This is a genomic window from Advenella kashmirensis WT001 (assembly GCF_000219915.2).
Taxonomy (GTDB): domain Bacteria; phylum Pseudomonadota; class Gammaproteobacteria; order Burkholderiales; family Burkholderiaceae_B; genus Advenella; species Advenella kashmirensis.
The window spans coordinates 3497718-3516919 of sequence record NC_017964.1 but is presented as its reverse complement, the minus strand read 5'-3'; the positions used below and the strand labels follow the sequence as shown (position 1 = coordinate 3516919).

The window sequence follows — 19202 nt, the reverse complement described above, 5'->3', positions numbered from 1 at the left end:
AATATCTCTATATCAGCGTTGTCGCCTTTATGGTCGGCGGGCTTATTGTTTTTTCCGAAAGATGGCATGGCCGCTATACCGGCGACTATGATCTGAACAAACCTCAGGCATCCCACAAAAAATCCACGCCCCGTATTGGCGGCCTGGCGGTGTTTGCCGGTACCCTGGCCGGGCTGCTGGTGCTGGGCCGGCCCGACAACATGACGCTTAACTGGCTGTGGCCGGCTTTGTTTGTGGCCAGTATGCCGGTTTTCGTTGCGGGCATTCTGGAAGACATTACCAAGGACATTGGCGCGGGCAAGCGCCTGCTGGCTGCTTTCCTGTCTGCCGCCATTGCCTGGTGGTTTTTTGGTGGGGTCAGCCGCGTCAGCATTGATGTTTTCAATTACATTCTGGGCTTCTGGCCGATTTCACTGATCTTTACCGTGATCGCCGTGGGCGGCTGTACTCATGCGCTCAATATCGTGGACGGCATGAACGGCCTGGCCGGCATGGTCGCCATGCTGATGGCCACCTCAATCGCCCTGGTCGCGTATCAAGTGGATGATCTGGCGATTTTTGCCATTGCCCTTGCTATGGCCTCGTCCATTATCGGTTTCTTCGTCTGGAATTTTCCTTACGGGCGGGTGTTCCTGGGTGACGGTGGCGCCTACTTCATCGGCTTCATGCTGGCCGAACTGGCTGTGTTGCTGGTGGTGCGCAATCCTTCCGTTTCTCCTTTCTATGCGCTGGCCGTGCTGTTTTATCCCGTATTCGAAACACTGTTTTCAATCTGGCGCCGCCGCTTCAAGCGCGGTGTGCCGGTGGACCAGCCCGATGCGCTGCATCTGCATCAGCTTATTTTTCGCCGCCTGGTACGTGTGACGTTCAATCGCAAGGGCCAGGGTATGGTGCCGGTCATGTGCAATGCGCTGACATCCCCGTATTTGTGGGTCCTGACGCTGATCGGCCTGATCCCGGCGACCTATTACTGGGACAATCCCCTCGCATTGTGTATCAGTATGCTGGTATTTGCATCCGTGTATATCTGGCTCTATTCACGGCTGGTGGCCTGGCGCTGCCCGCGCTGGCTACTGCTGCCTTCGGTGTCGCGCCGTCGCTGACCACCGCCGGCAGTCTGCTTTGTTTCATTCCGGTAATACATGCGTGTCGCATCTTCGTCCGTGGTTATCCGGAACTTGTTAAAATTGACGCTTGAAATACGTTCCATCACATCTATTTGAATAGTCTTCTGGAGAACTACGTGCAACTTGGCGATATAAAATTAGCAATTGTCGGACTTGGATATGTCGGGCTGCCTCTGGCGGTGGAATTCGGCAAAAAGCGCAGTGTGCTCGGTTTTGATATCAACCAGAAGCGCATCAAAGACTTGCAGGGCGGTGTAGACCACACGCTGGAAGTCTCTTCCGAAGAGCTGGCCGAAGCCGACAAACTGGCCTATAGTGCCGATCCGGCAGAGCTTGCCAAATGCAATGTGTATATCGTAACCGTGCCAACACCGATAGACGATTACAAGCAGCCGGACCTGACGCCGCTGATCAAGGCGTCCGAAACCATTGGCAAGGTGCTCAAAAAAGGCGATATCGTCATTTATGAATCAACGGTATACCCCGGTGCAACCGAAGAAGATTGTGTACCCGTCCTGGAAAAATTCTCCGGCTTAAAATTCAACGAAGACTTTTTTGCCGGCTACAGCCCAGAGCGCATCAACCCGGGCGACAAGAACCATCGCGTATCAACAATCAAGAAAGTGACCTCGGGCTCAACGCCGGAAATTGCCGACTTGGTCAATGATCTGTACGCCGAGATTATTACTGCAGGCACCCACAAGGCATCCAGCATTCGCGTGGCCGAGGCCGCCAAGGTCATTGAAAATACCCAGCGCGACGTAAACATCGCCCTGATCAATGAGCTGGCCCTTATTTTCAATAGAATGGGTATTGATACCGAAGCCGTGCTGGAAGCGGCCGGCACCAAATGGAATTTCCTGCCGTTTCGTCCGGGCCTGGTCGGCGGCCACTGCATTGGCGTGGACCCCTACTATCTGACCCACAAGGCGCAGGCCATTGGCTATCATCCGGAAATCATCCTGGCCGGCCGTCGCCTGAACGACTCTATGGGTTCGTATGTGGTATCGCAACTGGTCAAAGCCATGACCAAACGCCAGATCCAGGTACAGGGCGCCAAGGTACTGGTCATGGGCCTGACCTTCAAGGAAAACTGCCCCGATCTGCGTAACACGCGCATCGTGGATATCCTGAAGGAGCTGGGCGAGTACAGTATGGATGTAGACGTTTATGATCCGTGGGTTGACCCGGCAGAAGCCGATCACGAATATGGTATTACACCTGTGAAGACGCCGGAGAAGGGCGCCTACGATGCCATTATCCTGGCCGTATCGCATCATCAGTTTGTGAGCATGGGTGCCGAAGGCATCCGGGCGCTGGGCAAGGCCCAGCATGTACTTTATGACCTTAAATACGTACTGAAGGCCGATCAGGCCGATATTCGACTGTAATCAGAAAGGCAGGTAAGTACGAACAGGCGCCAGCGATATGCATTCGATGGCGGCTGTGTTTTGGCAGCTTCAACCAATAGCAGGTGAATATTATGACTCAGGCATTCGACAATCTCAAAAACGCCATTCAGGCCGAACCACGGACCTGGCTGGTTACCGGTTGCGCCGGCTTTATCGGTTCCAATCTGCTGGAGACCCTGCTTTTGCTGGATCAGAAAGTAGTGGGCCTGGATAATTTTTCCACGGGCTTTCAGCACAATCTGGACGAAGTGCAGCAAGCGGTCAGCGCACAGCAATGGGCCAACTTCAAATTTATCGAAGGCGATATCCGTGACCTGGATGCCTGCAAGAAAGCGGTTGCCGGCGTAGATTATGTGCTGCATCAGGCAGCGTTGGGTTCCGTGCCGCGCAGCCTGGATGACCCGATTACTACCAATGCAGTCAATATCAGCGGCTTTCTGAATATGCTGGTAGCCGCCCGCGAGGCCGGCATCAAGTCGTTTGTTTATGCGGCCTCCAGTTCTACTTACGGCGATCATCCGGATCTGCCCAAAGTGGAAGACAAGATCGGCAATCCCTTGTCTCCGTATGCCGTCACCAAGTACGTGAACGAACTGTATGCCAATGTGTTTGCACGTGCCTATGGGTTCAGCTCGGTGGGCCTGCGTTATTTCAATGTGTTCGGCAAACGCCAGAATCCTGACGGCGCCTATGCGGCCGTGATCCCAAAATGGACAGCGTCCATGATCAAGGGTGAAGATGTGTTTATCAATGGCGATGGTGAAACCAGCCGCGATTTCTGCTTTGTAGAAAATGCCGTGCAGGCCAACCTGCTGGCTGCAGCCAATATGCCGGAAGAGGGCAGCCAGGTGTTCAACGTGGCTGTTAACGCGCGCACCAGCCTGAATGAGCTGTTCGCCCATCTGGCCAGCACGCTGGACAAGAATGGTGTGAAGTACGATAAACAGCCGGTATACCGCGATTTTCGCAGCGGCGACGTTCGGCATTCGCAGGCAGACATCACCAAGGCGCATGAACAGTTGGGGTACAAGCCTACACACGATATCCTGGAAGGGATCGAAGTGGCGATGCCGTGGTACACCCAGTTCCTGCGTTGATCCTTGAAGCGGGCTATCGGGCGGTTTAAAGGGCTGCATCCTGACCATATGCGTATCGCGCGCGGCGCGATGCGCGTGGCGTTTTTCCTGCTGATCGGCAAGATGGCTGGTGCGCTCAAGGAAATGGCAGTGGCGCATCGCTATGGCGTGAGCGAGGTGGTTGACGCCTATCAGTTCACCATGACCATGGCGAACTGGCTGCCCATTACCATTGTTGGCGCGTTTTCCATTGTCCTGATCCCGGTGCTGGTCAAGACGCGCTATGCGCCTGGCAGTGAGCGGGTGCAGTTTATCCGTGAGTTGCAGGGCTGGGTGCTGGCCATTGGGGTGGTGACCGGAGTACTGACCTGGCTGCTGTGGCCGTATATTCTTGATTATTCTGCAGGTAACCTGAGCCAGACCACCCGGCAGCACAGCACCGAGCTGATCTGGGCCTTTGCGCCGGCGGCCTTGCTCACGCTGCTGATTGGCGTGGGGACATCGCGCCTGCGCGCGCACGAGCGGCATGTTAATACCCTGCTGGAAAGCATCCCGGCGCTGATGATATTGGTATGGATTCTGCTCACGCCAGGTGATGTCAGCGTCATGCCGCTGCTTTTGGGGACGCTGGTTGGGTACGTTATCCAGGCGGTCTGGCTGATGGTACTGGCGCGCAAGGCTGACAACGGGATCTGGGGCGTTCCCAGTTTTACGTTCAAGTCGCATCAGTGGCCGTTGTTGCTGAATGCGGCCGGCGTGATGCTGATCGGGCAAATCGCCATGAGCTTTGTGGGGCCGCTGGACCAGATTGCCGCGGCCGGTCTTGGCGATAACGCCAACGCGACGCTGGGTTACGCCACGCGGTTGCTGTCATTGATTATCGGCCTTGGCGCCGCTTCGGTGGGACGCGCCGCATTGCCGGTGCTGGCCGACGTGCAAAGCCAGGGCGATGCGCTGCGCGCCCGCAATATGGCGCTCAAATGGTCGGTGCTGATGCTGGCGGGCGGCGTGGTTGCCGTGGCGGCATGCTGGGTGCTGGCGCCCTGGATTGTGAAAATCCTGTTTGAAAACGGCGCCTTTACGGCCGATGACACGATTGCCGTGGCCAGCGTGCTGCGCTGGGGAATATTGCAGTTGCCATTCTATTTCGGCGTGCTGATTCTGGTGCAACTGATGGCCAGCCAGAACCGCTACAAGCTGATGGCCGCCATTGCCGTAGCCAACTTTGCGCTCAAGGCAGTGCTCAACCAGATACTTGCTCCCATGATGGGCGCCGAAGGTATTATGCTGGCAACCAGCTGCATGTACCTGCTGTCTTATATTTGCTATGTCTTTGTGACGCTGACACATGATGTGTCCAAACAATCTTCTTCTGAAAAAACAATCGATTGATATGCCTTTGACTTCGACGACCGCAGCGCCATCCCCCCTGCGAATCATGATCTTTATCCACTCGTTGCATGCCGGCGGGGCGGAGCGGGTGGCGGTCGACCTGGCCAACCAGTGGCATATTCACGGGCACGATGTGATGGTGGTCACCCAGACCGATGCCCGTGGCGACGTTTATGAGCTGAACCGGCATGTAGAGCGCGTGGCGCTCAATACTGCAGGTTTGCGCGGCGTGATGGCCAATCTGCGACGCCTGTACGCCTTGCGCAAAACCATGCAGCGCTACCGGCCCGATATCGTGCTGGGCATGATGACCACCGCGTCGATTTTGTCGATACTGGCATCCACCGGCCTGCGATGCCGGGTTATCGCTACCGAGCATACCCATCCACCATCGCAGAATCTTTCGTCGTTCTGGCTCAAGCTGCGGCGTCGCACGTATCCGCATGCGGCCCGGGTGGTGGCGCTAACGCGCGATACGTCCAGCTGGATCGTCAATCACGTGCCCGGGTCGAATATGGCAGTGATACCGAATGCCGTTCACTGGCCGCTGGCCAATGGTGAGCCGCAGGTGACGCCGCCGCTGCGCAACGGACGCTGCCGCCTGCTGGCCGTGGGACGTCTGCACACAGACAAGGGTTTCGATATACTGATTGACGCATTCAGGGATCTGGCTGCCGTGTTTCCCGATTGGGATCTGGTTATCCTGGGCGAGGGGCCCGAGCGCGATCGCCTGCAGGGACAGATTGATGTGGCCGGGCTGGCCGGGCGTATCAGTATGCCTGGCCGTGTAGGCAATATGCAGCAGTGGTACCAGGCCTGTGATATCTATGTCCTGAGCTCGCGGGTAGAAGGGCTGTCCAACAGCCTGCTTGAAGCCATGGCCTGTGGCATGCCCAGTGTGGCTTTCGATTGTGAAACCGGGCCGCGCGAGATTATCCGGCCCGATATTGACGGGTTGCTGGTCACGCCGGTAGAAGATCCGCAGGCACTGGCTGCCGCGCTGTCGGGGCTGATGCAGGACAAGCAGGCTCGTAAAACGCTGGCCAGTCGCGCTGTGGATGTACGTGACCGCTTTTCGATGCGGCGCGTGCTGTCTTTGTGGCAAGAGGTATTCAACGACATACAGCATCAGGATAAAAAGGGATAGGCAACGCTTATGTGCGGGATTGTCGGGCTTGTAGGCCGGTTCGAACACAAGGAAACATTGCTTGCGCAAAGCTGTGACCGTATTGCCCACCGCGGGCCGGACAGTCATGGCTTCTGGGAAGAGGCCGATAGCGGCGTGGCTTTTGGTCACGTTCGACTGGCGATTCAGGACTTGTCTGAGCAGGGGCACCAACCCATGGCCAGTGCCGATCAGCGCTTTATGCTGGTATTTAACGGCGAAATCTATAACCATCCGCAATTGCGCCAGGCGCTGGAACAGGACGGTTATGCCCATGCCTGGCGCGGACACTCCGATACGGAAACCATTCTGGCCGGACTTATGATCTGGGGCGTGCAGGAAACCTTAAAACGAATGGTGGGCATGTTCGCCATCGCGGTATGGGACAGGCAGACGCGCAATCTGGTGCTGGCTCGTGACCGCTTTGGGGAAAAGCCGCTGTATTACGGTTATACGCCAGATGGCCTGATGTTTGCCTCTGAACTTAAGGCGCTGATGCCTTTGCCGGGTTTTGATGCGCATTTGAATCGTGATGCGATTGCGCTGTTTCTGCGCCATAACTATATTCCTGCGCCCTATAGCGTTTTTACGAAAGTGCGCAAGCTGTTGCCAGGAACCTGGGTGAGTTTGTCGGCAGACCAGATTGAGACAGGCGCATGGCCTGAACCCGTGTCCTATTGGTCTGCGCTGGAGGTGGCCCGTTCGCAGCCGCGTGCGCAATTTGCGCGCGATGATGATGCGGTCGATGGCCTGGATCGCGTATTGCGCCAGGCGATCCGCGGGCAGTTGCTGTCGGACGTGCCGCTGGGCGCGTTTTTATCCGGTGGCATTGATTCGTCCCTGATTGCCAGCCTGACCCGTGAGGAGGCGGCCGGTACGCTCAAGACATTTTCCATTGGCTTTACCGAGCCGGAATACAACGAAGCCGAATACGCCGCCGAGGTGGCGCGCCATTTGGGCACGGACCATACCGAACTGTATGTCAGCGCCCAGGACAGCCTGGATCTGATCCCGTCGCTGCCGCAAATGTATGACGAGCCGTTTGCCGACTCCTCACAGATTCCGACAGCGCTGGTGATGCGCATGGCGCGCCAGCAGGTGACGGTGGCGCTTTCGGGCGATGCCGGTGACGAGCTTTTTGGCGGCTATTCCCGTTATCAACGTGTACAACAGTGGTGGGGCAAGCGCGAGCGTGTGCCGGCGGGCCTGCAAGGGCCGCTGCGTGCCGGTGCGCGCGTTGCTGCCAGCCTGCTCTCCGGGCCGCGTGCAGAAAAGTTCGGCAAGCTCGAACAAGTGCTGGGCGCAGAGAATATGGTCGCGTTCTACCGGCAGTTTGTCTCGTACTGGCAGGATCCGGCCAGCGTGCTCAAGGGCGCAACCGAACCGGATAGCGCGTTTTCGCAGGCGCCATTGGATAGCCTGCTGGATACGATGATGGCCATTGATACCGTTTCGTATCTGCCCGATGATATTCTGGTCAAGGTGGACCGGGCCGCCATGGCCGTGTCCCTGGAGACCCGTGTGCCGCTGCTGGATCATCGGGTATACGAGTTTGCCTGGAGCCTGGACGAAAAATACAAGCTGCGCGGCGGCGACAGCAAGTGGATTCTCAAGCAGTTGCTATACCGTCACGTGCCGCAGCAGATGCTGGACCGACCCAAGAAAGGGTTTTCCGTGCCCATGGGGCAGTGGCTCCGGGGGCCGTTGCGCCAATGGGGCGAGCAATTGCTGGCATTGCCGCGTCTTGAGGCGCAGAACCTGCTGGATGCGCAACGCGTGCGCGAGGTCTGGATGCAGCATCAAAGCGGGCAGGTGGACAACAGTGCGCGCTTGTGGGGTATCCTGATGCTGCAGGCCTGGTTGGATGAATACGGAATCAAACCATGAAAATCATTAACCACGGCAGTAAGGAGTAGCCCATGCGAATCCTGTTACTTGTCAGTTCCATGAATGCGGGCGGGGCCGAGCGGGTGGCCGCATCGCTGGTCAATGCCTGGGTCAGGGAAGGTCACGATGTGTGCCTGATGCCCACTTTTTCGCGGGGCACCGGCCAATCATTCTATCCGCTGGATCCCGGGGTGCGCCAGGTCTGGGTGGCCCGGCATCTGAGCGGGCCGGGCATGTTCCGTACGCTGGCCAAGCCGCTGATCCTGCGGCGCCTGATTCAGGAGCAGGCGCCTGATGTGATCGTATCGTTTCTGACCAATGTGAATGTCATGGTGCTGGCGGCCACTAAGGGCCTGGGCATTCCGGTCATTGTGTGCGAAAGAACCAATCCGGCTGCCAGCAAGAATATCAGCAACGTGCTGGCACGCGCGCGGCGCCTGCTGTATCCACAGGCCGATGCCGTCATGCTGCAGACTCAACAGGCCGCCGAGGTTTTTGCCCGCGTTGTGCCCGGCTTGCAGCATGTGGCGGTCATTCCCAATCCGCTGCCGCCGGCGCTGGAGTCGGCCGCCCGTGCGGTGGACGATACCGGCAGGGTCTCCTATGTGTCGGAGTCTGCCGGCACGGCGCCGGATGGGCAAACGGCTGCAGATGCCGCAACGCCTTCTGATCTGCAAACCCCGGCGGGTGCACGCAAGCAATTGTGCGCCATGGGGCGTTTTGTTGCCACCAAGCGCTTTGAAATGTTGATTGATGTCTTTGCCCGGCTGGCGCCCCAGGTGCCGACTGGGATCTGACGATCTGGGGTGAAGGACCGCTGCTCAGCCTTTTGCAGGAAAAAGTACGCAAACTGGGTTTGCAGGATCGCATCCATCTGCCGGGTAAAACCGATCAGCCTGGGAGGCAATCAGTCGCGCCGATGCGTTTGTGATGACCTCTGAAGTGGAAGGGTTTCCCAATGTATTGCTCGAATCCATGGCGCTGGGCCTGCCTTGCGTGACCATGGATTGCCCCAGCGGCCCTGCGGAACTGTCCCGGGACGGGCGTGACGCCATTCTGGTCGGGCTCTCCGATGTGGACGCCCTGCAGGAGGCGCTGCTTCAGGTTATGACAGATGAAATACTGCGGCGCGAGCTTGGCCATCGCGCCACGATTTCGGTACGTGATCGCTACAGCCTGGCTGCGGTGCTGGAACAATGGCAGTTCCTGTTTGATGCGGTGCTGGGTAAGTCGCGGGTCAAGCCGGCGGCGCCGACGGAGTCGCAATAATGACTGCATTGTCGCAGCCCGCAGGCGCGACTGGCGCCATGAGCCAATCTGCCGGGCCGGATTCGTCTGTATCTGCGCCGGTCGCAGCAGCGCCGACAGATGATGCCAACGCAACTGCAGCAACAACCGCAGCGCCTGCGCGCAAATTGCATGTGGTACACGTGATCAGTGGCCTGGGCCAGGGTGGTGCCGAAGCGGTGCTTAATCGCCTGCTGATGGCGCCCTCCAAAGCAATTCGGCATACCCTGGTGTGCTTTACCGATGACGGGCTGTACGGTGCAGGCCTGCGCGATGCGGGCATCAACGTTATTACCCTTGGCATGAAACCCGGCAAGATCACGCCGCGCGACTTTATGGCGCTGCGCCGCGAACTGATCCGGCTGCGGCCTGACGTGGTGCAGACCTGGATGTATCACGCTGATGCGATTGCCGGACTGGCAGCCCGAACGGCTGGCATCCGGCATATTGCCTGGGGTATACGCAATTCCGGTGAAAATCTCAAGAGCAGCAGCAAGTCTGCCTGGCTGCTGGCGCGCTTTTGCGGGCTGGTGTCCGGCTGGCTGCCGCAAACCATTGTGTGCTGCGCGCAAGGCGCCCGCGCGCGCATGAGCAATGGGGTTATGACGCAAACAAAATGGTGGTGATACAAAACGGTTATGACCTGACGCGCTGGCAGCCCGATGCGCAGGCGCGCGAGCGCTTGCGGCAACAGTGGCAACTGGCGCCCGATGCGCGCGTGATCGGTTTTGTGGCACGCTTCAATCCGCTCAAGGACCATCGCAGCCTGATTGATGCGCTGGCCCAGTGCAAGAAAAACGGGCTGGTTCTGCATTGCGTGCTGGTCGGCAAAGGGCTGGATACAGATAATGCGCAATTGATGCAGTGGCTGCGCGAGGCCGAAGTGACCGACCAGGTCATTCTGCTGGGCATGCGCGATGATGTGCCCGCGGTCATGAATGCACTGGACGTGCATGTGCTCTCCAGCCTGGCCGAGGGCTTTCCGAATGTGGTTGCCGAGGCGATGGCTTGCGGCGTACCGGGGGTGGTAACCGATGTTGGTGATGCCGCCGTGATTGTCGGGGATACCGGTTGGGTGGTGCCGCCGCAGAACCCGGCAGCGCTGGCCGAGGCTATCGGGCAGGCGTTTGCCGCCATCGATGCGCAAGGCCGTGACGTGATTGCCGAAAGGGTGCGCGCGCGGGTGCTGCAGGAGTTCAGCCTGCCAAATATGATTGAACGATATGAACAGACCTGGCGGGCGATGCTTGGCGATGCGCGCTGATTCAACAAATAGGGACCCCGTACTATGACACAGCAGAACTCGCCCCGCTCCCTGATGTTCGTGGTGAATAATCCTGCCTTTTTTTTGTCGCATCGTTTGCCCATCGCATTGGCGGCAAAAGAGCAGGGCTATGAGGTCAGCGTGGCAACCATGGACGGCGCTGCCGTGCAGGCCATCAAATCGCATGGTTTAACGCACCATGTGTTGCCCATGTCGCGCAGCGGCATGAACCCGCTGCTGAACTCAAAACGGTTTACGCCATCTATCAGTTGTTCCGGCGGGTGCGGCCCGACATTGTGCATCTGGTCACCATCAAACCTGTGCTGTATGGCGGCATTGCCGCAAGGCTTGCGGGTGTGAAGGGCGTGGTCTCTGCGATCTCGGGTCTGGGGTTTATTTTTACGCGCGAGCGCAAGGGCATTGACTGGGTCAGGTTGGTTACCCAGCAGCTTTATCGCTTTGCGCTGGGGCACAGCAACAGCCGTGTCATTTTCCAGAATCGCAATGACCGCGATATCCTGAGCCGCATTGGCGCGGTCAAAGATGAGCAGGTGGTGATGATCCGCGGCTCGGGCGTCGACCTTGAGCAATATGCCGCAGTACCGGAGCCGCCGCTACCGATCAAGATTATTTTTGTGGCGCGATTGTTGCGCGACAAAGGTGTCCTGGAATATGTGGAGGCGGCCGACATGTCGCGGCGCGATGGCAAACCCTATCACTGGCTGGTGGTAGGCAATCCCGATCCGGGCAATCCGGCATCGGTCACGCAGCAAGAGGCCACGGCCTGGGGCGATCGCGTGCAATGGCTGGGCGAGCGCAGCGATATTGCTGCGCTGTATGCCGATTCACATATTGTGGTGCTGCCATCCTACCGGGAAGGGTTGCCCAAGTCTCTGGTTGAAGCGGCCGCCTGCGGGCGTGCCGTGATTACGACCGACGTGCCCGGGTGTCGGGATGCAATTGAAGCCGATGAGACCGGCGTGCTGGTGCCGGTTCGGGATGCACGTGCCATTTATGAGGCGGTTTGTGATCTGGCAGAAAATGCGCAAAAGCGTCAGGCCATGGGCCAGGCAGGGCGGGCGCTGGCGCAGGAGGCCTTCGATATCCGCAAGGTAGTGCAGGTGCATCTGGATATATACCAGGCGCTGGGCCGCTAGCTTGCAAAAGGCAGCCGGGGGCGCATGACCCGCCGCCCGCTGCTGCCAGGACGCCGGTTCAGGCGCAGGCCAGGCCTGGTATCATGAAATAATCAGAACGGCAGCGCCGCGCCCGGCGCAAACTGGGCGAACACCGCTTTGAATTCTGCACGGATGCGATCAATCGCCTGCTGCGACTCGCCTTCAAAACGCAACACAATCACAGGTGTGGTATTGGACGCACGCGCCAGGCCAAAGCCGTCTTCATATTCGGCGCGTACGCCGTCAATGGTATTGACGCTGGTGGCGCCCGGAAAATGCGCTTTTTCCTGCAAAGTCTTGATCAGCGAATATTGCTGGCCTTCTTCCATGTCCAGCTTAAGTTCCGGCGTGGAAATGCCCTCTGGCAGGGCATCAAGCACGGCGGTGGGGTTGGGCTCGCGCGAGAGGATTTCCAGCAGGCGCGCGCCGGTATACAGGCCGTCATCAAAGCCGAACCAGCGTTCCTTGAAGAAAACATGGCCGCTCATTTCACCTGCAATAGGGGCGCCGGTTTCCGCCAGCTTGGCCTTGATCAGCGAATGACCGGTGCGCCACATGAGCGGCACGCCGCCGGCTGCCAGAACAGAGGCGGTCACGTGACGGCTGCATTTGACGTCATAGATAATGGTCGCGCCAGGCTGGCGCGCAAGAATATCGCGGGCAAAAAGAATCAACTGGCGGTCCGGCCAGATGATGCTGCCGCTGCGGGTGACAACGCCCAGGCGGTCACCGTCACCGTCGAAGGCCAGACCGATTTCGCAGTCGGTCTCCCGCAGGGTGCGCTGCAGGTCTTCCAGGTTGTGGGGGTCGGCAGGATCGGGGTGGTGATTGGGAAAGGTGCCATCCACATCGCAATACAGCTCGATCACCTCGCAGCCAAGCGCGCGAAACAGTTTGGTTGCGACCACGCCGCCCACGCCATTGCCGCAATCGATGGCAATTTTCATCGGGCGGGTCAGCTTCACGTCCGACACAATCCGCTCTATATACGTCTGGACAATGTCCTTGCGATGTGCAACGCCTTTTACTGCAGCTACCGGCTCAGATTGCAGCGCCTGCATCTGCTCGCGCAGGGCCAGTACGTCGTCGCCGTACAGGGCCTTGCCGCCGATCATCATTTTGAAGCCATTGTATTTTGGCGGGTTATGGCTGCCGGTAATGGCAACGGCGGCGCCGATATTTTCGGAGTAGGATTCGAAATACACCAGTGGCGTGGGCACCATGCCGATGTCTACCGTATCAATGCCTTCATCCAGAATGCCCTTTTGCAGGGCGGCGGACAGCTCCGGGCTGGACAGGCGTCCATCGTAGCCCACCACGATCCGGTCCGTGCCGCAGGCGCGGGCACGCCGGGCCAGCGCGCGCCCCAGCAGGTAGGCAAACGAGGCATTGAGCTGTTCAGGCACAATACCACGAATGTCATAAGCCTTGAATACGGATTGGGGAAGCGCTGGGGTCATAGGTTGTCCTGGTAAATGCGGTTGCAGCCGTTGCGTCACGTACGCGACCGGCAACAGTCACGAATTTCGGTAGAATGTGAACTGTATTATACGTCTGTTGCCAAAGCGGGCTGGTGGGAATTTGTCCGCCAGCCCAGTGCGACAGCGGTCAAATTGAAACGAGCAGAAAAAAATGAATCTATTGGCAACATTGCAGGACATCGTCGGCGCAGATCATGTATTGATCGGAGCGGCGGCACAACCTTATCTGACCGACTGGCGCGGCCGCTATACCGGTCAGGCGCTGGCCGTGGTGCGCCCCGCCTCTGTCGAACAGGTAGCACAGGTGGTGCGCACCTGCGTGGAGCATCAGGTGCCCATGGTGCCACAAGGCGGCAATACCGGTCTTTGCGGGGGCGCCACGCCAGACGGGCAGGGCAATAGTGTCGTGATCGCTCTTGCGCGCCTTAACCGCGTCCTGCAGGTGGATACGGCCGACGATACGATTACCGTGCAAGCCGGCTGCACCCTGCGCGAGGTGCAGCAGGCTGCGATTGAGGCAGACCGTTTGTTTCCGCTGAGCCTGGCTGCCGAAGGCAGTTGCACGATCGGCGGCAATCTGGCCACTAATGCAGGAGGCACGCAGGTGCTGCGCTATGGCAATACCCGTGATCTCACGCTAGGCCTGGAAGTGGTCACGGCAGATGGCGAGATCTGGCATGGTTTGCGTGGCCTTCGCAAGGACAATACCGGCTACGATTTGCGTGATCTGTATATCGGCAGCGAGGGCACGCTGGGGATTATTACCGCGGCAACGCTCAAGTTGTATCCTCAACCAGTGGCGCGTTGCACGGCCATGCTCGCTTTCAACGACATGCCGGCGGCCGTGCGGATGCTGGCGCGAGCCGCAAGGGGTTCGGCGCGGCCCTGACCGGTTTCGAACTTATTTCCCACTATTGCCTGGATTCGGTCACACTGCAGTTTGACCAGCAGAAATGGCCGTTTGACGCGTCCGGCAGGCAGTGCCCGTGGTATGCGCTGCTGGAAATTTCCGACAGCGAAAGCGCCGATCATGCGCGCGAACGTTTTGAAACGGTGGTGGGCCAGGCCATTGAAGACGGGGATGTGGTAGACGCTGTTATTGCTGCATCCATTGCCCAGAGCAATGAATTGTGGCATTTGCGTGAAAGCATCCCGCTGGCGGAAAAACAGATGGGTAAAAACATCAAGCACGATGTGTCGATTCCGGTCTCGCGCATGGCCGATTTTGTTGAACAGACCAATGCGCAGTTGCAGGCGGCGTTTATGGGCGTGCGCCATATTGTTTTTGGCCACCTGGGCGATGGCAATCTGCATTACAACGTGGCAGCGCCGGCAGGCTCGGATGAGACTGCATTTCTGGAACTGCAGCCGCAAGTGTATCAATTGGTGCATGACAGCGTACACGCCTTTGGCGGCTCGATCAGCGCCGAGCATGGGGTGGGGCAGCTGAAAAAAGACCTGCTGCCGTTATACAAATCCGACGTGGAGCTGGCCCTGATGCGCAAGATCAAGCGTGCGCTGGATCCTCACATTCTGATGAACCCGGGCAAGGTTATCAATAGCGCTGACATTTAGGACAGAAAAAAGTGGCGCGCTGGCCCTGCACGATTTTGCGGATTGGCGTGCCACAGCTGCGGCAGGGCTGATTCTCGCGGTCATAGACCGCTGCATGAATTTCAAAATAGGCGCCGGGTTCGCCCTGCGTACCCGTGTAGTTGCGCAGGGTGCTGCCGCCCGATTCCAGCGCTTTTTCCAGCGTATCCAATATAGCCGCGTGCAGGCGCTGCGCTCTTGCCGGCGAAATGCGGTTGGCCGGCGTACGTGGATGAATGCGAGCGGCGAACAGGCTTTCCGACGCATAAATATTGCCTACGCCCACCACAATCTGGCCGCCCAGCAGCGCCTGCTTGATGGCGATGCTGCGCCCTGTAGTCCGGCATGGAGCATTTGCGGGGTGAAGGTCGCATCAAAGGGTTCTATGCCCAGCCCGGCCAGCAAGGGGTGCGCTGCCACTGGCCCGGCGTCGTTAGCGTGCCACAGCACTGCGCCAAAGCGCCGCGGATCGTTCAGGCGGACCGTAACGTCATCGAAACACCACTCCACATGATCGTGCTTGCGCAAAAATTCACCTGCCTGAACATGTCTCAGCGATCCGGACATGCCCAGATGCACAAGCAGGGTGCCGTGTTCGAAACGCAACAGCAGGTATTTGCCCCGCCGCTCGCAGGCCAGTAATTGTTTGCCCTGCAAAATGAGATTCAGCTGGGGCGTTACCGGCCAGCGCATCCGTGCTTCGTGCACGTGGACCGCGAGCAGCCGCTTGCCGGTAATGATCATGTCCAGGCCGCGGCGGGTGGTTTCAACTTCAGGTAGTTCAGGCATAGGAAAGGTGGGGGTGCCCACGGCACGCGCAAAGGCACGCCGCCGCAGATAAAATGCTTATGTTTTAAGGATTTATTAATAATAACTAAGCAGGGATGATAACATTTGTTTTTTGTTATCAGCCACTGCCTCGCTTGCCTGTGATTCCGATGAAAAGCGTTATTCGCGCCGCAGCCCTTGTTGCTCCGCTCATGTGGACTGCGCTCGCACATGCCCAGTTTAACCAGCCGGTAGACCGGCGCGCCATGCTGGATTTTCTGTCGAATGAGCAGGCCACGCCCGTGACGCTGATCAACCATACCGAGGCCGACGACATTTACCGTCTGCTCATCATGGAAATTGCTGCCCAGGAAGGCAAAACCGATCTGGCGGCAGAAACGGCGATGGCCATGGCGCGTGAGCGCAGAATGCCACGTCTGGCCAAACGGGCCATGCATCTGTATATGGCCAAGTCCCAATCCCGGCAGGCTGCCGCAGCGGCGCGGCTCTGGAGTCAGCTGGCGCCCGGCGATGAAGAAGCCGCGGCCGCTACACTGGCGCTGGCGGCCAGCAACGGTGATACGGCGGGCATCGTCAAGGCGCTGCGTGAGCGCATCGCCAAGGCCGGCAACAAGGACCGTGCGTTGTACCAGGCCGCCGCCGTGGTGGCGCGCATGAAAGACAAGCAGGAAGCCCTGAAGGTCTATACAGAGGTCATTCACAAGAACGGCGACAATTTCTCGGTCGCCCACCTGCTGCTGGCCGATCTGGCGGCCCAGGCGGGCAAGCCGGTACTGGCCTGGGAAGCGGCGCGCAAGTCGCTGTCGCTTGATCCGGACTCTGATGCCGCTGCCGAGCGCGTATTGCAATACGGTGTCAAAATCAACCACGACCTGGCCATGTCGCTGGGGCGCAAGTTCATCACTGCCCACCCAAATATCCGTCGGGTCCGTCTTCTGTACATCAGCCAACTGGTTGAAGACAGGAAGTTCGAATCTGCCCTGGCCGATCTGGCGCGTATGCGCAAGGCCTTTCCCGAGGACTTTGACCTGCTGTACCTGGAGGCTCAGGTCAATTACCAGGCCAAGCACTATAAAACGGCACGGGCGCGCCTGACCGAGTTCCTGGAGGTGCAGGGGCAGCGGCGCGAGGCATTGTCCGATGCCGAAACCAATGCCCAGGGCAGTCGACCGATGCGCGCCTGCTGTTTGCCCAGATTGACGAAGATGAAGGCAAGTATCGCGATGCGATCGCCCAACTGGAAAAAATCGATGAATCGGCTGCCTTGCCGCAAATTCGCATGAAACAGGCAGCACTCTACGGCAAGCTGGGAGAGCTAAATAAAGCCATGGCGCTGATTGCCGACATTCGCACCGAAACCCGCGATGACAAAATTATTGTTGAGCTGGCGGGCGCGCAGGTGCTGGCCGCTGCCGGGCGCACCGACAGGGCGGTGACCCGCCTGGTTCAGGCCGACAAGGCCCTGCCTGACAGCCCGGCCATCAAATATGACCTTGCCATGCTGTACGAACGGCAGGGCAAAATCGTTGAAATGGAAACCTTGCTGCGGCAGGTGATGGCGCTCAAGCCGGATTCGCCAGATGCCTATAACGCACTGGGTTACGTCTTTGCCGACCAGAATATCAATCTGGAGCAGGCGCAAACGCTGCTGGACAAGGCTGTGCAACTGGCGCCGGGCAACCCCTTCATTCTGGACAGCATGGGCTGGCTGCAGTTCCGGCTGGGCAATGATGCGCTGGCCAGCCAGTATCTGGAAAATGCCTTCGAGTTGTCGCCGCAAGCCGATATTGCCGCGCATCTTGCCGAAGTCTACTGGTCAAATGGCGACAAAAAACGGGCCCGGGCGCTGCTCAAACAGGGCTGGCAGCTGGACAAGGAAAACCCGACGCTTAAAGATACCCTCAAACGACTGGGAGTCCGCCTCAAATGAATGTACGCGTTTTATCTCGCTATACCCGATTGACCGCAATCTGCCTGGTGGCAGCCACACTGGCGGCATGTTCGACCGTGCCCACCCAGCCCCCGGCTTCGCAGGCCGCCCGAGCCGACGGCACGTTTGAGCGTTCCGGGCGCTTTGCCCTGACCGTTTATGATCGCAGCGCAGAGCGCAACCGCGATTCGGTGCAGGGCGGTTTTACCTGGCTGGATACGGGCGCTGTGCTCACACTGGATCTGACCAACCCGCTGGGTTCCACCCTGGCGCGGGTGGTCGTGGCCGATAACCAGGCGGTGCTCACGCGCTCCAATGGCCAGCGCACGGTGGCCAGCGACCCCGATGCCTGGTGGCCGAGGTGCTGGGCAGCCCGATTCCGGTCAGTGGCATGCGCAACTGGCTCAAAGGCCTGCGCAATGGCCAGGCGAGTGGTCAGCTTACAGGCCAGCATACGGCAGGGCAGACCAACACGGCCCGGAGTGCGCAGACGTTTGACGAAGCCGGCTGGCGGGTCAATATGTCCGATTTTGACAGTAAAGGACCCACGCGCCTGAATTTTGAGCGCACCATGGCGGGTGACCGCATTACCGTTCGCGTGGTAACCGAGAGCGAATGAAGTTTTTGCATGACGTTGCTGCGCCGGCCAAGCTGAATCTGTTCCTGCACGTCACCGGCAGGCGCGCCGATGGTTATCACCTGCTGCAAACGGTTTTTACCTTTATTGACCTGGCCGACCGGCTGCATTTCACCATGCGCGACGACGGGCAAATTGTGCGCGTGACAGATATTCCCGGCGTGCCGCAAGATGAGGATCTGATCGTGCGGGCGGCGCGCCTGCTTCAGCAACACGCCGGAGCGCACAGTGGCGCGGCGGCGGGCGTGACTATTGCCGTTGACAAGCATATTCCCGCAGGCGGCGGGCTGGGCGGTGGCTCCAGCGATGCCGCCAGTACCTTGATTGCGCTGAACCGCCTGTGGGGCTGCGGCTTGTCCCGAGAGGCCTGCAGGCCCTGGGGCTGACGCTGGGTGCCGATGTGCCGGTGTTTATCTTCGGTGAATCGGCCTTAGCCCAGGGGGTAGGCGAGGCGCTGGCGGCGTATCCGGTGCCACAAGCATCTTATGTCGTGCTTGTGCCCACAATCAGTGTCGCAACTGCAACAGTTTTTGCGTATCCTGATTTGACAAGAGACACAAAATCCCTCATAATGCACGACTTTGCTGGACATGATATTCATCAGTTTGGCAGAAATGATCTACAGGCAGCAGCATGTGCCCTTTTCAAACCGCTTTCGCTTATTGTCGGCTGGCTTGAATCCCTGGGTATACAGGCCAGAATGACAGGATCGGGTGCGTGTTTTTTTATACCGTTCGATACTGCCGATCAGGCCCAGGCATGCAGGCATAGTGTAGAATCTGCGCTTGCTTCTCATCCAGAGGCAAGCCAGTGGATAAAACAGGTCGTTGTCTGTCACGGCATCAACCGGCATCCACTGTATAATTGGATATAGAATTTGGGGCGTCGCCAAGCTGGTTAAGGCACTGGATTTTGATTCCAGCATGCGAAGGTTCGAATCCTTCCGCCCAGCCAAATTCGTACTGCATGTGCGGAAACCGTGAA

At 58.7% G+C, this 19202-nt stretch carries 9 protein-coding genes, 1 tRNA gene and 7 pseudogenes; 15 read left to right on the top strand and 2 right to left on the bottom strand.

The window, feature by feature from the left end; all coding sequences use genetic code 11:
- Positions 1 to 29 precede the first annotated feature (29 nt).
- The 9 genes and pseudogenes from TKWG_RS16510 (at position 30) to TKWG_RS16470 (ending at position 11767) form a co-directional block, all read left to right on the top strand.
- Positions 30 to 1103 (top strand): MraY family glycosyltransferase, encoded by a 1074-nt coding sequence (locus TKWG_RS16510; protein WP_041710401.1) that lies wholly within the window; start codon positions 30 to 32, stop codon positions 1101 to 1103.
- A gap of 140 nt (positions 1104 to 1243) precedes the next feature.
- Positions 1244 to 2518: a Vi polysaccharide biosynthesis UDP-N-acetylglucosamine C-6 dehydrogenase TviB gene (gene tviB / locus TKWG_RS16505; RefSeq protein ID WP_014751929.1), complete on the top strand. Its 1275-nt coding sequence runs from the start codon at positions 1244 to 1246 to the stop codon at positions 2516 to 2518.
- 92 nt (positions 2519 to 2610) lie between these two features.
- The gene (locus TKWG_RS16500; protein WP_014751928.1) at positions 2611 to 3636 is read left to right on the top strand and encodes an SDR family oxidoreductase; all 1026 of its coding nucleotides are present in this window, start codon (positions 2611 to 2613) and stop codon (positions 3634 to 3636) included.
- A 3-nt stretch (positions 3637 to 3639) separates the two neighbouring features.
- On the top strand, positions 3640 to 5007 hold the full coding sequence (gene murJ / locus TKWG_RS16495; protein ID WP_041709600.1) for a murein biosynthesis integral membrane protein MurJ: 1368 nt from the start codon (positions 3640 to 3642) through the stop codon (positions 5005 to 5007).
- 46 nt (positions 5008 to 5053) lie between these two features.
- Positions 5054 to 6154, top strand: coding sequence for a glycosyltransferase family 4 protein (locus TKWG_RS16490; RefSeq protein ID WP_014751926.1), 1101 nt, complete (start codon positions 5054 to 5056; stop codon positions 6152 to 6154).
- A 9-nt stretch (positions 6155 to 6163) separates the two neighbouring features.
- Positions 6164 to 8059 (top strand): asparagine synthase (glutamine-hydrolyzing), encoded by a 1896-nt coding sequence (gene asnB / locus TKWG_RS16485; RefSeq protein WP_014751925.1) that lies wholly within the window; start codon positions 6164 to 6166, stop codon positions 8057 to 8059.
- Positions 8060 to 8091: 32 nt separating this feature from the next.
- Positions 8092 to 9328: pseudogene (locus tag TKWG_RS16480) on the top strand (glycosyltransferase family 4 protein).
- A gap of 146 nt (positions 9329 to 9474) precedes the next feature.
- A pseudogene (locus TKWG_RS16475) lies at positions 9475 to 10610 on the top strand (glycosyltransferase family 4 protein).
- A 24-nt stretch (positions 10611 to 10634) separates the two neighbouring features.
- Positions 10635 to 11767: pseudogene (locus TKWG_RS16470) on the top strand (glycosyltransferase family 4 protein).
- 92 nt (positions 11768 to 11859) lie between these two features.
- Here the strand turns inward: TKWG_RS16470 and TKWG_RS16465 are convergent.
- On the bottom strand, positions 11860 to 13248 hold the full coding sequence (locus TKWG_RS16465; RefSeq protein WP_014751923.1) for a phosphomannomutase/phosphoglucomutase: 1389 nt from the start codon (positions 13246 to 13248) through the stop codon (positions 11860 to 11862).
- Positions 13249 to 13420: 172 nt separating this feature from the next.
- Between TKWG_RS16465 and TKWG_RS16460 the strand changes: the two are divergent.
- Positions 13421 to 14844, top strand: a pseudogene (locus TKWG_RS16460) (FAD-binding oxidoreductase).
- Here the strand turns inward: TKWG_RS16460 and mutM are convergent.
- A pseudogene (mutM, locus tag TKWG_RS16455) lies at positions 14825 to 15651 on the bottom strand (bifunctional DNA-formamidopyrimidine glycosylase/DNA-(apurinic or apyrimidinic site) lyase). The pseudogenes TKWG_RS16460 and mutM sit on opposite strands and share 20 nt — an antisense overlap.
- A gap of 149 nt (positions 15652 to 15800) precedes the next feature.
- Here mutM and TKWG_RS21835 point away from each other — a divergent pair.
- The 5 genes and pseudogenes from TKWG_RS21835 to TKWG_RS16435 all read left to right on the top strand — a co-directional run bounded on the left by TKWG_RS21835 (position 15801) and on the right by TKWG_RS16435 (position 19172).
- The gene (locus TKWG_RS21835) at positions 15801 to 16934 is read left to right on the top strand and encodes a tetratricopeptide repeat protein (RefSeq protein WP_148274559.1); all 1134 of its coding nucleotides are present in this window, start codon (positions 15801 to 15803) and stop codon (positions 16932 to 16934) included.
- Entirely contained in the window at positions 16931 to 17581 is a 651-nt protein-coding gene (locus TKWG_RS21830; protein WP_050981641.1) for a tetratricopeptide repeat protein, read from the top strand. The genes TKWG_RS21835 and TKWG_RS21830 overlap by 4 nt, the downstream gene beginning before the upstream one ends.
- A pseudogene (locus TKWG_RS16445) lies at positions 17578 to 18200 on the top strand (lipoprotein insertase outer membrane protein LolB). Before TKWG_RS21830 ends, TKWG_RS16445 begins: the two are co-directional and overlap by 4 nt.
- Positions 18197 to 19092 (top strand): annotated as a pseudogene (gene ispE, locus TKWG_RS27275) (4-(cytidine 5'-diphospho)-2-C-methyl-D-erythritol kinase). Before TKWG_RS16445 ends, ispE begins: the two co-directional pseudogenes overlap by 4 nt.
- Positions 19093 to 19096: 4 nt before the next feature.
- Positions 19097 to 19172, top strand: a tRNA-Gln gene (locus TKWG_RS16435).
- The last annotated feature ends 30 nt before the right edge of the window (positions 19173 to 19202 follow it).

Coding starts and splice junctions, on each gene's coding strand:
- TKWG_RS16510 (WP_041710401.1), top strand. CDS start 30: ATGGTCGGCGGGCTTATTGTTTTTTCCGAAAGATGGCATGGCCGCTAT.
- TKWG_RS16500 (WP_014751928.1), top strand. CDS start 2,611: ATGACTCAGGCATTCGACAATCTCAAAAACGCCATTCAGGCCGAACCA.
- TKWG_RS16490 (WP_014751926.1), top strand. CDS start 5,054: ATGATCTTTATCCACTCGTTGCATGCCGGCGGGGCGGAGCGGGTGGCG.
- asnB (WP_014751925.1), top strand. CDS start 6,164: ATGTGCGGGATTGTCGGGCTTGTAGGCCGGTTCGAACACAAGGAAACA.
- TKWG_RS16465 (WP_014751923.1), bottom strand. CDS start 13,248: ATGACCCCAGCGCTTCCCCAATCCGTATTCAAGGCTTATGACATTCGT.
- TKWG_RS21835 (WP_148274559.1), top strand. CDS start 15,801: ATGAAAAGCGTTATTCGCGCCGCAGCCCTTGTTGCTCCGCTCATGTGG.
- TKWG_RS21830 (WP_050981641.1), top strand. CDS start 16,931: ATGAAACAGGCAGCACTCTACGGCAAGCTGGGAGAGCTAAATAAAGCC.